We start from the raw sequence: 14,666 nt of genomic DNA, 5'->3' as shown, positions 1-14,666 counted from the left end.
TCAAGTCGCATCCCCGCGACGAGAGAAGGGCCCGCGGGGAGGCCGCGGGCCCTTCTCTTCAATCAGTGGTCAGCCCTTGTAACGAGGGGCCAGGCGGTCGCCCGGCAGGCAGAACTCGCCCGTGAAGAAGGTGCTCTCCGGGACGCAACGCCACATGCTGGGGTTGGTGTAGCTGGGGGCGAGGCGGTCGTCGATCGCCTGCTCCAGCGCGTAGCCGCCGGCCAGCAGCTTCGCCTCCGAGAAGGCGCCGCCGATCAGCGTCACACCGATGGGGTTGCGGCCCGACGAGCTCTGCTGCGCGCCATACCCGGCGGGGATGGTGAGCGCGGGGTAGCCGGCGCGGTCGGCGTAGCCGATCACGTTGCTGCCGCTCGGGACCAGGATCAGGTCATACCCGCTCAGGACGGTGTCCAGGACGGCCTTGTTGGCGGCCTTGCCGGCCTCCAGGTCGGCCGTGTACTTGGCGTTCGTCGCGGGGTCGGACAGGTCGATCGCCTGGGCGGCCAGCAGTTGACCCTGCTGGTACTTCAGACCCTCGACCGGGTTGGCGTTGTTGTAGTCGATGATGCTCCGCAGCGTCGTGCCGGGCTTGGCCGCGCCGAGGTAGGCGTTCAGGTCACGCTTGAACTCGGTGGCGACGACGCTGTCGGTCGCGGCCGGTGTGGCGATCGAGACCTGGGCGACGGTCGCGCCGAGGCCCTGGAGCCTGGTGATCGCCTCCTGGTAGGGGGCGCTCGTGCTGGACACCACGGCGATCTTCTTGCCCGCGAGGGCGTCGGCCTTGAGGTCCTTCGTGTAGTCGACCGGGCTCGCCGGGTCGGCGATCACGTTGAGGATCGTCGCGGCGTCGCCGACGCTGCGGGTGATCGGGCCGGGGGCGTCCTGCGACTTGGCCACAGGGAGCACACCGGTCGTGCTGACCAGGCCGACGGTCGGCTTGAGTCCCACCACACCGGCCGCGTCGGCCGGGGCGAGGAGCTGCGCCGAGTCGAGTGAGGTCTCCATGCCGATCGTGATCGCGGCCAGACCCGAGGCGGTGGCCGCCGCGGCGCCGGCCGACGAACCCGCCGGGGTCTTGTCGGTGTCGTTCGGGAGCAGGACCTGGCCGCCGAGCGAGGAGTAGCCCTTCGGCAGGTTGGCGTCGAAGACGCCGTTCAGCTCGGTGACGTTGGTCTTGCCGAGCACGATCGCGCCGGCGGCCTTCAGCTTCGCCACGAGGGCGGAGTCGTTGGCCGGCTTGAGACCCTGGAGGGCGATCGAGCCGCCCGTGGTCGACAGCGACTTGGCGTCGATGGTGTCGTTGACCAGCACCGGCAGGCCCCAGAGGGCGGGACGCGGCGGGCGCGTGTTGTTCGGGCCGGTGGGCTTGCCGGTGCGGTACTTCCACCGCTCCTGGTCGAGCTTGCGGGCCTCCTTGATCGCGTCGGTGTTGATCTCGCGGACGGCCTGGGTGGCCGGGCCCTCGGCGTTGGTCAGCGCGATGCGGTCGAGGTAGGCGCGGGTGAGCTCCTCGGCCGAGACCTCGTCCTTGTTCAGCTTCTGGATCAGGCTCTGCGCCGTCTCGGTCTCCAGCGAGAAACCGAGCGGCCGGGAGTCGTAGTGGGTCACCTTGAGGACGGCGTCGTAGTCGGGGTTGCAGGCGCCGCGCTCGGCGAACGGCGGAGCCGGGGTCGTCTTCGCGCAGCGGTACATGCTCGGGTTCACAAGGCTGGCCGGCCGGCGCAGCTTGGTGGCCTGCTCGATGACGTAGGCGACGCCGAGCAGGTTGAACTCGCTGTAGGCGTTGCCGTGGACCAGCACGTTCTGGGCGCGCCGATGGGTCGCGGTGTAGCCCATCGGGATCGTGATCGACGGGTAACCGGCCTGCGGGGCGCTCGGCGCGCTGCCCAGAATGGCGATCACCGGGTCGGCCGGCTGCGCCGGGTCCGAGTTGGTGTACGTCACCATGTCGTCGATGGCCTTGTGCCAGGCGGCCTTACGGATCGCGAGGTTCGTCCGGTACGCCTGCTCGTTGGCGCCACCCGGGGTCACGTCCGCCTGCGACGAGTTCAGGTGGTTGACGTTGCCGAACTTGAGCGCCTGGTGAGCTTCGGCCTGGTTGACCTGCACCTCTTCGACCAGCGATTTGATCGGCGCCTGCGGGCCGAGCCGCTCGTAGTAGAAGTCGATGCTCTTGTGCTGCTCATAGCCGCTGGGCAGCGCGGGCAGCGCGGGGATCGTCGCCTGCGGGCGGGGCACCAGGATGGCGCCGGCGGCGGTCAGGGCGTCGTACGCGATCTTGAGCGGACTGCCCTCGGTGAGGGCGCCGTTGTACCCGATCTTCTTGCCGCGCACGAAGCCGAGATCGATGGCCTTGGTGTAGTCGGGCAGCGTCGCGGGGAGCGGCGGGATGATGCCCTTGGCGATGTAGTCGTCGCCGAACATGGCCTTGTACCCAGCGTCGGCCACCGGGTCGGGCCCGGCGATCGAGGCCAGTGTGAGCGCGGCGTCGGAGACCGTGCGGACCATCGGGCCGGCGATGTCCTGCGAGGCCGAGATGGGCGCGATGCCGTAACCGGGCACGAGACCCACGGTCGGCCGCAGACCCACGAGCGACTGCGCGTTCGACGGCGAGATGATGGAACCGGAGGTCTCGGTCCCGATGCCCAGCGTCGACAGCGCCGCGGCCATGGCCGCGCCGGTGCCCGACGACGACCCGGAGGGGTTCTGGTCGGCGTCGATGCCGTTGATGACCTGGCCGCCGTAGTTGCCGAACCCGGAGGGCTGCGAGCCGAAGCTGTTGGCGTACTCCGACAGTCCCACCTTGCCGAGGATCACGACGCCGCGTTCCTTCAGCTTCTTGGTGATGCCGGCGTCGGAGGCCGGGAAGGACCGGCGCAGCGACCAGTTGTTCGCCGTCGTGGGCATGCCCTCGACGTCGATCAAATCCTTGAGCAGGATCGGCAGCCCCATGGCCGGACCGAGTGACTTGCCCTTCTTACGCAGGCGGTCGTACGCCTCGGCCTCCTTCAACGCGTTGGGGTTGAGGTCCGTGACGGCGTTCAGGCCGGGCCCGCGCTTGTTCAGCGCGGTGATCCGGTCGATGTACGCCTTGGTCAGGTCGACCGAGGTCAGCTTGCCGGCGGCCATGAGGGAGATGGCCTCGGCGCCGGTCAACGTCTCAAGATCGAGTTTGACCTTGGCGTTGGCCTGCTGGGGTTGCACGGCTACGAGGGTGAGGGTGAGGGAGAGGGAGAGGGAGATGAGGGAGGCGAGGACCTTGCGCACCATGTGCTCCTTGAGGAACCCGGTAATGCGCGTGACGCTATAGACCAGCCGTTACGGCGATATGTCGTACATATTCCCTAGGAGAAACGTGCCGTACTGACTGGTTTATTACGGTTGTCCGCTACCTGGAACCTTCCATTAGCTGCGGGGAGGATCGTGGTCGAGCAGATCTCCAGCCGGGTTGACTACACCAGCCCCTGGATGACCATCCGCGAGGACGAAGCCGGGACCGAACTCGCGGAGGAGGCCGGACTGCGGGCCAGGAGTATGCGCTTCCTCGCGCGACTGGACGACTCCCACGGTCTGAGCACCCAGTCGATGCGCGTCTTCGTCGCGACGGGGCTGACAGGGGGCGAGCCGACCCACGAGGTCACCGAACAGGACATGCGCCAGAAGTGGGTGTCACGCGCGAATTTCGAGCAGATGATCCTGCGCGTCAAGATCACCGACGCCTCGTCCGTCGCCTCCTAGCCCTTACGCCCCGTTCCGAAGATCAGGAACGGGGCGTTTTTGCTGGTGGGCACTACTGGGTTCGAACCAGTGACATCTCGCTTGTAAGGCGATCGCGCTCAGGAGGTGGGGAGCCAGGCCTTCACCTTGTCGGGGTTGTCGCCGACCCACTTCTCCGCGGCCTCCTCGGCCGTCATCTTGTCCTCGGAGATGTACTTGGCCACGAGGTTCTGGTCCTCGTTCGTCCAGGTGAAGTTCTTGATCAGGTCGTACGCCGGACTGCCGGAGTCGGCGAACTTCTTACTCACGATCTTGTCGAGGTCGTAGAGCGGGTAGTCGCAGGCCACCTTCTCGGCGTCGGCGTCGCAGCCCTCGGTGTACTCGGGCAGCTTGATCTTGACGAGCTTGACCTCCGACAGGAACCACTGCGGCTCGTAGAAGTAGCCGAGCATCGGGGTCTTCTGCTTCTCCGCCTGCCTGAACCCGGTGATGAGCGCCGCCTCGCTGCCCGCGTAGACGACCTTGTAGTCCAGCTTCAGGTTCTTCACCAGGGCGGCGTCGTTGGTCACGAAGGACGGGTCGCCGTCGAGCAACTGCCCCTTGCCCCCCGACTCGGAGGTCTTGAACAGGTCGGCGTACTTGTTGAGGTTCTTCCAGTCGGTGATGTCGGGGTACTTCTCGGCCATCCACGGCGGCACGTACCAGCCGATCACACCCTTGTTACCCGTCGACCCCGCCGAGACGGCGACCTTCTGGTCGTCGATGTACTTCTTCTTCAGGTCGTCGTGGGCCCAGTTCTCCACGATCGCGTCGACCTGGCCGGTGGCGAAGCCCTGCCAGGCGACCTCCTCCTTGAGGTCCTTCTTCGTGACCGAGCAGCCGAGATCCTTCTCCGCCACGTGGGCGATGACCGCCGCGGTCGCCTCGTACCCGACCCACGGGTTGATCGCGATGTTGACCGCGCCGCACGCCTTCCTGCCGTCCGCGCCCGAGGCGGCCGGAGCGGCTCCCGTGTCGCTCTCGCCGACCTTCGCCCCGCCGCACGCGGAGACGAGGAGGCCGGTCGCGACCAGGAGCGCCATCGCCCGCGGTCGCCCGATCCTCGAAACTGTCACCAGGTCCTCCTGATATTGGGTGTCGTGTGCCGTGTTCGTTCCGCCCGGCGGGTGTCCGGCCGCGCCCTGTCTCTCGGCTGTCTCTCGGCTGTCTCGTCTCTTCCCGCTCCTCACCGGACGCCGTGCGCCTCGGCGTCGGCCCGCCGTGCCGCCGCCCTGGTGATGCGCTCCAGCATGATCCCGAGTACGACGATCGCCACGCCCGCGGCGAGCCCCTTGCCCCGCAGCTGCAGCTGGGAGAAGCCCGCCACCACGTCGTAGCCGAGCGCGCCGGCGCCGACGAGGCCGCCGACGACGACCATGGAGAGCACGTAGATGAGCCCCTGGCCGGCGGCGAGGGTGAGCGCGGCGCGCGCCATCGGCAGCTGCACCTTGGTGATGAGCTGCCAGGTACTGGAACCCGCGGCCGTGGCGGCCTCCACCGCGCTCGGCGCCACGCCGCGGATGCCGTCCGCGGTGAGTTTGACCGCCACCGGCGCCGCGTAGACGACCGCGGCGATGATCGCGGTGATCCGGGTGGCGCCGAACAGGCCGAGGATCGGCACCAGGTAGACGAACGGCGGCATGGTCTGCCCCGCGTCGAGGACGGGCCGCACCAGCTGGTCGACGCGGTCGCTGCGTCCCATCCAGACGCCGAAAACCACCCCCAGGCCCATCACCAGGACGGTGGCCACCAGCGTGGAGGCGAGTGTCACCATGCTGTCCTGCCACAGGCCGAGCACGACGAGCAGGGCGACGCAGACCACGGTGACGAGCACGACCCTGACATTCGTCAGGATCGCGGCGAACGCGATCAGCACCGCGCCGACCAGCCACCACGGCGAGTCGGTGAGCAGCGCCTCGAACGGGTTGAGCAGGCCGTAGGAGACCGCGTTCCTGAACGCGCCGGTGTAGACGGCGAGGTTGTCCTGCGCCCACAGGGTGGCCGCGTCGACGCCCTGGCGGACGTACCGTCCGACGTTCGCCTCGCCGGGGAACTCCGCGGCCCACACGTAGACATGGGAGAGGTAGACCAGCACACCGGTGACCGCGAGGACCGCGCCGATCTCCGCGCGGCGGCGGCCCGCCCCACGGGAGAGTCCGGCCCGGTTCCTGGCCTCGACGCGGCGTCCCGCGGCGGAGGTGACCCGGTCGAGCACGATGGCCATCACGACGATCGCCAAACCCGCGTTGAAGGCGCCGCCGACGTCGAGGGTCTCCAGCGCCTTGACGACGGTCTTGCCCAGGCCGGGGGCGTCGATCAGCGCGGCGATGGTGACCATGCACAGCGCGGCCATGATGGTCTGGTTGACGCCGACGACGATGGTCCGCTTGGCCAGCGGGAGCCGTACCTTCCTCAGGGACTGCCAGGCGGTCGCGCCCAGGGAGGTGCTCGCCTCCAGCGTCGCGGGCCGCACCTCGCGGATGCCGTGCGCGGTGATGCGGATCGTGGGCGGGACGGCGTAGATGACGGTCGCCACGGTCGCGCTCGCCGGGCCGATGAGGAAGAACAGGGTGAGCGGCGCGAGGTAGACGAACGTCGGCATCGTCTGCATGAAGTCGAGCAGCGGGGTGACCAGGCGGTTGAACCGGTCGTTCACCCCGGCCCAGACACCGAGCGGGATGCCGATGAGCAGCGAGATCGCGACGGCGGCCAGGGTGAGGGCGAGGGTGTCCATGCTCTCCTCCCACAGCCCCAGCAGGCCGAAGGAGGCGAAGCCGATCGCGGCCAGCAGGGCCACCCGGAGATTGCCCCACAGCAGCGCGACCGCCGTGGCGATCGCGACCACGCCCAGCCAGCCGACGACCGGCAGCGGGCGCCCGAAGGACGGCTGGCTGATCAGCGCCTGGACGAAGGTGACGAACTCATCGAGGAAGAGCCGGATGTAGTTGATGAAGTACAGGAAGAACGGGTTCTCGTTCCTGCTGTTGTCGATGACCTCGCTCGCCTCGTTGACCCGTACGTGCAGCGGGGTCAACTCCGCGCCGCCGAGCTGGAAGGTGTCGCGGCCCTGGAGGAAGACCCAGAGCAGCACCCAGGCCGCGACGACGGCGGCGATCAGGTAGCGGCGGGGCCAGGCGGGCAGGAGCCGCAGGCCACCGGCCGGGGTGGCCCTGACGGCCATCAACCCTGCTCCCCTGACCTGCCCGGCCCGGCGACGGGCTCCGCGGACTCGGTGGAGGCTCTGTCCGGAGACGGCCCGGCTGCTCCGGCGGGTTCGGCGAAGGCTCTGTCCGGAGACGGCCCAGCGGCTCCGGTGAGTTCTGCGAGTGTGGCCGGTTTGGTGGTGGCCCCCTCGGGAGACGGCTCGGCGAGCACGCCGAGGACCTCCTCGGCGGTGACGACCCCCAGCAGCTCACCGCCTTCGACGACCTTGACCGGGCGCGTCGCGCGCAGGACCGTGTGCACGACGTCGCGTACGACGACGTCAGGGCCGACCTCCGGGCCGTCCAGCGGTTCGTCCGGCCGGGGCGGGCGCATGATCCAGCGGGTGGTGAGCACGTTCGAGCGGGGCACGTCGCTGACGAACTCGCGCACGTAGTCGTCCACCGGCGCCCCGACGACCTCGTCCGGGGTGCCCATCTGGACGAGCTCGCCGTCGCGCATGATGAGGATGCGGTCGCCGAGCTTGAGCGCCTCGCTCAGGTCGTGGGTGATGAAGATCATCGTCTTCCCGACCTCGCGGTGCAGGCGGATGACCTCGTTCTGCATGTCCCGCCTGATCAGCGGGTCGAGCGCGGAGAACGGCTCGTCGAAGAAGAGCACGTCCGGGTCCACCGCGAGGGCCCTGGCCAGCCCGACGCGCTGCTGCATGCCGCCCGACAGCTGGTCGGGGTAGGAGTCCTCCGAACCCGACAGGCCGACGAGCTCGACCATCTCCCTGGCCCGCTCGTAGCGGGCCTCCTTCCTCATGCCGCGGATCTCCAGCCCGTAGGCCACGTTGTCCAGCACCCGCCGGTGCGGCAGCAACCCGAAGTTCTGGAAGACCATCGCGAAGCGGTGGCGGCGCAGCTCGCGCAGCCGCCGGTCGCCCGCCTCGCGGATGTCCTCGCCGTCGAACAGCACCTGTCCCGCCGTCGGCTCGACGAGCCGGGTCAGGCAGCGGACGAGGGTGGACTTGCCGGAGCCGGACAGGCCCATCACGACGAAGACCTCCTGGGACCGCACGGTGAAGGAGACGTCGCGGACGGCGGTCACGCAGCCCGTCCTCGCCCTCAGCTCGCTTCGCGAGAGCTCCGCGAACGGGGTCCCGACGATCCGCTCCGGACGCGGGCCGAAGACCTTCCAGAGACCTCGCACGTCGAGGACGGCCCGGTCCTCGCGTCGCGCGGCGGCCTCCGGCCGCACCTGCTGGGTCGGTGACGTCATGGTCGTGACCACCTCACGGGTCGTCTGGGGACGAGGGTCGGTCCGTCAGCCGCGGAACCACCGCTGCGGGCGGGGGCGGACGTTCCGCCGCACGTGCTTGGTCTCCCGATACTCGGCCGGACCCGCCTGGCCCGGCTCGCGGCCTATCCCCGGCCGCCTGAAACCGCCCCGCTCCGCCTGAGGGGCGTAAGGGCGGTGGTCGTTGATCCGGACGGTCCCGCGCCGGAGCCGCCCGTTCACCTTCCACCAGGCCCGCAGCAGCACGAACGGCCGTCCTTCCGTTACCGCATGATCCGCTGCGCATAACGCAGTTGCGTATGACGCATCGGAATGCTTAACGAGGAACAGAATCGTCCTTTTTTGTTCACGCAGTCAAGGGTTTGCGGTCTTCATTCCCGTGCCAGCCCAATCGTGAGGAGACCTCGGCCGCGGCCGCCATCACCTGCTCGGCCACCTCCGGGAGGCGCTCGGGCGGCAGCCGGAAGGTCGGACCGGACACGCTCATCGAGGCGACGACCGCACCCTCGACGTTGAAGATCGGCGCCGCCACCGCGGTCAGGCCGATCTCCAGCTCGTCGACGGCGGTGGCGTAGCCACGCCTGCGGACGGTGTCGAGTTCCTCGCGCAGCAGCCCGGCGTCGGTGACGGTCAGGTCGGTGAACGGGCGCAGCGGCCCGGCGGCGAGCCGCTCGAACCGCTCTTCAGGGGCGTGGGCGAGCAGCACCTTGCCGTTGGACGTCGCGTGCAGCGCCACCCGCCGCCCCGCCCAGTTGTAGGCCTGCAGGGCCGAGGGCCCCGCCATCTGGTCGACGTACAGGGCCTCGTCCCGATCGAGGATCGCCACGTTGACGGTCTCGCCGACCGCCGCCGCGAGCCGCTCGCCGCTCGCACGGCTCTCCCGCACCACGTCGAGCCGCACGGTCGCGGCGCCCGCGAGCCGGACGATCCCCACCCCCAGCCGGTACTTCCCCCGGTCGGCGGTCTGCTCGACGAGCTCGTGCAGCTCCAGCGTCATGACGAGACGGAACGCCGTGGAACGGTGCACCCCCAGCTCCGCGGCGATATCGCTGACGCCGAGGTCACCGTGGCGGGCGAGCAGCCGCAGGACGGACAGCGCGCGGTCGACGGACTGCACCGCAGCGCCATCTCTCTCCAGCTCGTTGCTCATGACACAACTGTAAGCGGATCGCGCACAAGCACGGCCTACGGAAAGCCCTCCATCACCGTCCCGGGAGAAGGCCCCGACGACGGAGGTGGCCTCCGTCCATGCCGGAGACCGCGCGAGACGCGGCGGACGGACGGGCACGGTCAGCGGACGGGCACGGTCGGCGGGGGCAGCCGGCGCACGGCCGACGGGCGCACGGTCAGCGGGTGAACGACCGGCGGGCGCGGTCAGCGAGGGGAGCCGTCGCGGTGCCGGTAGAAGTCGGCGTGCTCGGCGGCGAGCGGGGTGTTGCCCAGGATCAGGTCGGCCGCCTTCTCCGCCACCATCATGACCGGCGCATAGATGTTGCCGTTGGTCACGTACGGCATCACCGAGGCGTCCACCACGCGCAACCCCTCCAGGCCGTGGACCCGCATCGACAGCGGATCCACCACCGACATGGCGTCGACGCCCATCCTGGCGGTGCAGGAGGGGTGCAGCGCGGTCTCGCCGTCCCTCGCCACCCAGTCGAGGATCTCCTCGTCGGTCTCGACCCCGGGGCCCGGCGACAGCTCACCGGCGTTGAACGCGTCCATCGCGGGCTGGTTCAGGATGTCGCGGGCGACCCTGACGGCCTCCACCCACTCGCGCCGGTCCTGCTCGGTGGACAGGTAGTTGAAGCGCAGCGCCGGGTGAACCCGGGGATCGGTGCTCTTGATCTTCACCGAGCCGCGCGAGTCGGAGTACATCGGCCCGATGTGCACCTGGTAGCCGTGCCCGCCGGCGGGCGCGGAGCCGTCGTAGCGGACCGCGATGGGCAGGAAGTGGAACATCAGGTTGGGGTAGTCGACGTCGTCGTTGCTCCGGGTGAAGCCGCCCGCCTCGAAGTGGTTGGTCGCGCCGGGGCCGCTGCGCAGGAAGAGCCACCGCGCGCCGATGAGCGGCCGGTTGCGCCACTTCATCGCGGGCTGCATCGACACCGGCTGCTTGCAGCCGTACTGAATGTAGACCTCCAGGTGGTCCTGGAGGTTCTCGCCGACGCCCGGCAGGTCGTGCACGACGTCGACGCCGAGGGCGTCCAGCTCGGCGGCGTTGCCCACCCCGGAGAGCTGGAGCAGCTGCGGGGAGTTGATCGCGCCGCCGCACAGGATCACCTCGCCCGCGTGGACCGTCCGGCCGTCGTACTCGACGCCGACCGCGCGCCCGCCCTCGAAGAGGATCCGGGTGACGTGCGCCCGCGTCCTGACCTCCAGGTTGGGGCGGTTCATCACGGGGTGCAGGTAGGCGCGGGCGGCCGACAGGCGGCGCCCCCTGCTGATGTTGCGGTCGAAGCGGGCGAAGCCCTCCTGGCGGTAGCCGTTGACGTCGTCGGTCAGCGGGTATCCGGCCTGCTGCACCGCCTCGAAGAAGGCGCCGAACAGCGGGTTGCGCACCGGCCCGCGCTCCAGCACCAGGGGGCCGCCCCTCCCCCGCCAGGAGTCGGCGGGGTCGGCGGCCAGGCAGTTCTCCATGCGCTTGAAGTAGGGCAGGCAGTGGGCGAAGTCCCAGGTCTTCATGCCCTCGTCGGCGCCCCAGCGCTCGTAGTCCATGGGGTTGCCGCGCTGGAAGATCATCCCGTTGATGCTGCTGGAGCCGCCGAGCACCTTGCCCCTGGCGTGGTAGATCCGGCGGCCGTTCATGTGCGGCTCGGGCTCGGAGGTGTACTTCCAGTCGTAGAAGCGGTTCCCGATGGGGAAGGGCAGCGCGGCGGGCATGTGGATGAAGACGTCCCACGGGTAGTCGGGGCGGCCCGCCTCCAGCACCAGCACCCGGTTGGCGGGGTCGGCCGACAGCCGGTTCGCGAGGGCGCTTCCCGCAGAACCGCCCCCGACGATGACGAAGTCGTACATGTCTGCCTCGCCTCGCTCAAGCTGGAGGTAATGTCCAAAATTGTAGCGAATGGCGCAATGGGCTGCACTATTCGCAACGGCGATTGTTCCCGCGATGGCATTCGTTGTCCCCAGCGCCTACAGTCCCTGGCTATGGGCAACGATCCCCTCGGCGGCCGTACCGCCGACAGCAGTGGCGGAGTCCAGTCCGTCGACCGGGCCATCACCATCCTGGAGATCCTCTCCGAGCGCCGCGAGGCCGGGGTGAGCGAGATAGCCCAGGAGATATCGGTCCACAAGTCGACGGCGTTCCGGCTGCTGGGGGCACTGGAGTCGCGCGGCCTGGTCGAGCAGGCCGAGGAGCGGGGAAAGTACCGCCTCAGTTTCGGGATCATCCGCCTCGCGGGCGGGGTCGCCTCCCGGCTCGACCTCACCCAGCAGAGCCGCCCCGTCTGCCGCCGCCTCGCCGAGGAGATCGGCGAGACGGTCAACATCGCCGTCCTGCGCTCCCACTACGCGATCAACCTCGACCAGGTACGCGGCCCGGCGGCGGTCACCACCCACAACTGGGTCGGCGAGCTCACCCCGCTGCACGCCACCTCCAGCGGCAAGATCCTGCTCGCCCACCTCGACGACCTGCACCGGGTCCAGCTGATCACCGCGGGCGGGCTGAAGACGTACACCCCGAACACGATCACCTCGGCCGACGCGCTGGAGAAACAGCTTCTCCAGGCCCGCGAGCGGGGTTACGCCGTCACCGTCGAGGAGTACGAGATCGGCCTGAACGCCGTCGCCGCGCCCATCCGCTCCCACGACGGCGAGATCGTCGCAGCCGTCAGCGCGTCCGGCCCGGCCTACCGCTTCGGTGAGGAGCGGCTGCACGAGCTGGCGCCGGTCGTGATCGCCGGAGCCCTGGACATCAGCCACCGCCTCGGCCACACCGACCGAACCTGAGCGCCACGGTCCTCGCCGCACCGACCCCGGCCTGGTGCGCGGCGACCGGCAGCCCCGCGCCGATCGCGAATCGTGCGCCGTAAGCGCCGCCCTGTGGATCGTGCGCCGTAAACGCCGTCCTCCGGCCCAAAAGCGTTCGCCTCGCGTTCCTTGGGCGGACTAGCGTTGTCCTCCATCACGCGCGGGAGGACGCGCCCTGCCCCGCGCCCACGAGCCGGCGAATTGGAGAAGCCACATGACCGCTCAGCTCGTAGCACTCTGCTTCGACGCGAACGACCCGCTCCGTCTCGCGCGCTTCTGGGCCGGAGTCCTGGGCTGGGAGATGGCCGACGACGCCCGCGACGACATCACCCTCCTGCCGAGCGATGACACCGGATTCCTGATCCGATGTCTGCCGACCCCGGAGAAGAAGACTCGCGAGAATCAGATGCACTTCGATCTGACGAGCACCTCCCTTGAGGACCAGCGGCGCACGGTGGCCAGATCGCTCGAACTCGGCGCGCGGCACATCGACATCGGGCAACGCCCCGAGGAGGGGCATGTGGTGCTCGCCGACCCCGAGGGCAACGAGTTCTGCGTCATCGGGCCGGGCAACAACTTTCTCGCCGACTGCGGATTCGTCGGAGCGCTCGCGTGCGACGGTTCGCAGGAGGTCGGATACTTCTGGAGCGAGGCGCTGGGCTGGCCGCTGGTCTGGGACCAGGACCAGGAGACCGCGATCCGCTCGCCACACGGCGGCCCGAAGATCACGTGGGGCGGCCCCCCGGTGGCGCCGAAGACCGGGAAGAACAGGCTGCACTTCGACCTCGCCCCACCCGCGCACGGTGATCATCAGGCGGAGGTCGAGCGTCTCGTCTCCCTTGGCGCGACCCTGATCGAGAGCGGTCCGCGCGGGACCGGCCGGGTGCTGATGGCCGACCCCGACGGCAACGAGTTCAGCGTGTCGCCCCCGCCGATCACGTGACCGGCCCCGGCGGATCGGCGCCGAGCCGGCCGGGAGACCCAGGTCACGTTCGTCCGATGTCACAGGGAGTCGGGCTGCCTCGTCTCAGGAGGTGTAGCCATCGACGACCACGAAAGGGCACACCATGGACGCGCGACTGAACTATTTCGCCGACCCGACCGCCGGCAAGATCCTCAAGCATTTCATGGCGGCGGGCAAGGCGCTCAAGGATTCACCGCTGCCGGCCGCCACACAGGAGCTGGTGGCGCTTCGCGTGAGCCAGATCAACGGCTGCGCCGTCTGCGTCGACATGCACACCAAGGACGCCGTCGCCGCCGGCGAGAGCTCGGTCCGGCTGAACCTGGTCGCCGCGTGGCGGGAGGCCACGGTCTTCACCGAGGCCGAACGTGCCGCGCTGGAGCTGGCGGAGGAGGGGACCCGGATCGCGGACGCGGCCGGCGGGGTCGGCGACGAGGTGTGGGCGTACGCCGCCAAGCACCACGACAGTGAGCAGCTCACCGCCCTGGTGCTCCTGATCTCCTTCATGAACACGGCGAACCGGCTGAACGTCATCAGCCGGCAGCCGGCCGGCGACTACGAGCCCGGCCGGTTCCACTGAGAGGGCGGGGATCAGGTGTGAGCGAGGTCGAGGAGTTCGAGGAGCTGCGGCCGCTGCTGTTCTCGATCGCCTACCGGATCCTGGGCAGTGTCGGCGAAGCCGAGGACGCGGTGCAGGAGACGTGGCTGCGCTTCGACGGCTCGGCGACCCGGCCAACGTCGGTCAAGGCCTTTCTGTCGGCCACGGTCACCCGGATCTCCATCGACGTACTGCGCTCGGCGCGGGTGCGGCGGGAGGAGTACGTCGGCCCGTGGTTCCCCGAGCCGCTGCTGAGCGATCCGTATCAGGATCCGGCGCGGGCGGCGGAGCTGGCCGACTCGGTGTCGATGGCGGCGTTGCTGCTGCTGGAGAGGCTCAGCCCGCTGGAGCGGGCGGTCTTCGTGCTGCGACAGGTGTTCGGCTTCGGGTTCGACGAGGTCGCCACGGCGGTCGGCCGCTCGGAGGCGGCGTGTCGGCAGTTGCTGGTGCGGGCACGACGCCACATGGAGGCCGGGCGTCCACGTTTCGAGACGGTCCGCGCGGAGCGGGAGGAGCTGGCGTCACGGTTCTTCGACGCCTTCCGCGAAGGTGACGTCGCCGGTCTGCGAGAGCTGCTCGCCGCCGACGTGTCGATGGTCGGCGACGGCGGCGGCAAGGCCCCTCAGCTGGCCAGGGCGGTCATCGGCGCCGAGTCCGTGGCCCGGCTGCTCGCCTCCCTCTCCCTCAAGCTGGTCCGCATCGACGTGACGTTCGAGCCGCACGAGGTCAACGGCGGGCCTGGCGCGATCTTCCACGACCGGGACGGCAAGGTGCTCTACGCCCTGGTGCTCGACGTGCTCGACGGGCGGATCCAGACGATCCGCACGGTGATAAACCCCGACAAACTCGGGCACGTGGGCCCGGTAGCGGATGCCTGGGCGATCACCCGCGAGATAAAACAGGCACGCCGCCCCGAGGAATGATCGCGCCGGGGGGCGG

General features: G+C 69.6%; 12 protein-coding genes. 5 read left to right on the top strand and 7 right to left on the bottom strand.

Annotated elements, in window-relative coordinates; translation table 11 throughout:
* Nucleotides 1–69: 69 nt before the first annotated feature.
* A complete protein-coding gene (locus tag ACFY3V_RS34845; RefSeq protein WP_389779410.1) occupies nt 70–3,270 on the bottom strand; it encodes an amidase family protein in 3,201 nt (1,066 codons plus the stop codon).
* A 153-nt stretch (nt 3,271–3,423) separates the two neighbouring features.
* Between ACFY3V_RS34845 and ACFY3V_RS34840 the strand changes: the two genes are divergently transcribed.
* Nucleotides 3,424–3,738 carry a hypothetical protein gene (locus ACFY3V_RS34840; protein ID WP_362921598.1) on the top strand — a complete coding sequence of 105 codons (315 nt, stop codon included), beginning with the start codon at nt 3,424–3,426 and terminating at the stop codon, nt 3,736–3,738.
* Between the two features lie 98 nt (nt 3,739–3,836).
* Here ACFY3V_RS34840 and ACFY3V_RS34835 read toward each other — a convergent pair whose 3' ends face one another.
* The 6 genes from ACFY3V_RS34835 to betA form a co-directional block, all read right to left on the bottom strand.
* Nucleotides 3,837–4,832 (bottom strand): ABC transporter substrate-binding protein, encoded by a 996-nt coding sequence (locus ACFY3V_RS34835; RefSeq protein WP_389779408.1) that lies wholly within the window; start codon nt 4,830–4,832, stop codon nt 3,837–3,839.
* Nucleotides 4,833–4,942: 110 nt separating this feature from the next.
* Nucleotides 4,943–6,937, bottom strand: coding sequence for an ABC transporter permease subunit (locus ACFY3V_RS34830; RefSeq protein ID WP_389779406.1), 1,995 nt, complete (start codon nt 6,935–6,937; stop codon nt 4,943–4,945).
* Nucleotides 6,937–8,181 carry a glycine betaine/L-proline ABC transporter ATP-binding protein gene (locus ACFY3V_RS34825; RefSeq protein WP_362906341.1) on the bottom strand — a complete coding sequence of 415 codons (1,245 nt, stop codon included), beginning with the start codon at nt 8,179–8,181 and terminating at the stop codon, nt 6,937–6,939. The genes ACFY3V_RS34830 and ACFY3V_RS34825 overlap by 1 nt, the downstream gene beginning before the upstream one ends.
* A gap of 45 nt (nt 8,182–8,226) precedes the next feature.
* Nucleotides 8,227–8,445 carry an aldehyde dehydrogenase family protein gene (locus tag ACFY3V_RS34820; RefSeq protein WP_389779403.1) on the bottom strand — a complete coding sequence of 73 codons (219 nt, stop codon included), beginning with the start codon at nt 8,443–8,445 and terminating at the stop codon, nt 8,227–8,229.
* Between the two features lie 100 nt (nt 8,446–8,545).
* Nucleotides 8,546–9,349, bottom strand: coding sequence for an IclR family transcriptional regulator (locus ACFY3V_RS34815; protein WP_362906343.1), 804 nt, complete (start codon nt 9,347–9,349; stop codon nt 8,546–8,548).
* Nucleotides 9,350–9,573: 224 nt separating this feature from the next.
* Entirely contained in the window at nt 9,574–11,214 is a 1,641-nt protein-coding gene (gene betA, locus ACFY3V_RS34810) for a choline dehydrogenase (RefSeq protein WP_350946337.1), read from the bottom strand.
* A 132-nt stretch (nt 11,215–11,346) separates the two neighbouring features.
* On the opposite strand from betA, the gene ACFY3V_RS34805 reads away from it, so the two are divergent.
* From ACFY3V_RS34805 to ACFY3V_RS34790, 4 genes are all read left to right on the top strand, one after another.
* Nucleotides 11,347–12,147: an IclR family transcriptional regulator gene (locus ACFY3V_RS34805; RefSeq protein WP_362906347.1), complete on the top strand. Its 801-nt coding sequence runs from the start codon at nt 11,347–11,349 to the stop codon at nt 12,145–12,147.
* 235 nt (nt 12,148–12,382) lie between these two features.
* Entirely contained in the window at nt 12,383–13,111 is a 729-nt protein-coding gene (locus tag ACFY3V_RS34800) for a VOC family protein (RefSeq protein WP_362906349.1), read from the top strand.
* A gap of 124 nt (nt 13,112–13,235) precedes the next feature.
* A complete protein-coding gene (locus tag ACFY3V_RS34795; RefSeq protein ID WP_362906351.1) occupies nt 13,236–13,709 on the top strand; it encodes a carboxymuconolactone decarboxylase family protein in 474 nt (157 codons plus the stop codon).
* 17 nt (nt 13,710–13,726) lie between these two features.
* The gene (locus ACFY3V_RS34790; RefSeq protein ID WP_362906353.1) at nt 13,727–14,650 is read left to right on the top strand and encodes an RNA polymerase sigma-70 factor; all 924 of its coding nucleotides are present in this window, start codon (nt 13,727–13,729) and stop codon (nt 14,648–14,650) included.
* The last annotated feature ends 16 nt before the right edge of the window (nt 14,651–14,666 follow it).

The organism is Streptosporangium sp. NPDC000095 (assembly GCF_042899335.1).
Classification (GTDB): Bacteria; Actinomycetota; Actinomycetes; order Streptosporangiales; family Streptosporangiaceae; genus Streptosporangium.
The sequence above is the reverse complement of the archived record's forward strand: the minus strand, read 5'-3'. Positions and strand labels throughout refer to the sequence as shown.

Coding starts and splice junctions, on each gene's coding strand:
- ACFY3V_RS34845 (WP_389779410.1), bottom strand. CDS start 3,270: ATGGTGCGCAAGGTCCTCGCCTCCCTCATCTCCCTCTCCCTCTCCCTC.
- ACFY3V_RS34830 (WP_389779406.1), bottom strand. CDS start 6,937: ATGGCCGTCAGGGCCACCCCGGCCGGTGGCCTGCGGCTCCTGCCCGCC.
- ACFY3V_RS34825 (WP_362906341.1), bottom strand. CDS start 8,181: ATGACGTCACCGACCCAGCAGGTGCGGCCGGAGGCCGCCGCGCGACGC.
- ACFY3V_RS34815 (WP_362906343.1), bottom strand. CDS start 9,349: ATGAGCAACGAGCTGGAGAGAGATGGCGCTGCGGTGCAGTCCGTCGAC.
- betA (WP_350946337.1), bottom strand. CDS start 11,214: ATGTACGACTTCGTCATCGTCGGGGGCGGTTCTGCGGGAAGCGCCCTC.
- ACFY3V_RS34805 (WP_362906347.1), top strand. CDS start 11,347: ATGGGCAACGATCCCCTCGGCGGCCGTACCGCCGACAGCAGTGGCGGA.
- ACFY3V_RS34800 (WP_362906349.1), top strand. CDS start 12,383: ATGACCGCTCAGCTCGTAGCACTCTGCTTCGACGCGAACGACCCGCTC.
- ACFY3V_RS34795 (WP_362906351.1), top strand. CDS start 13,236: ATGGACGCGCGACTGAACTATTTCGCCGACCCGACCGCCGGCAAGATC.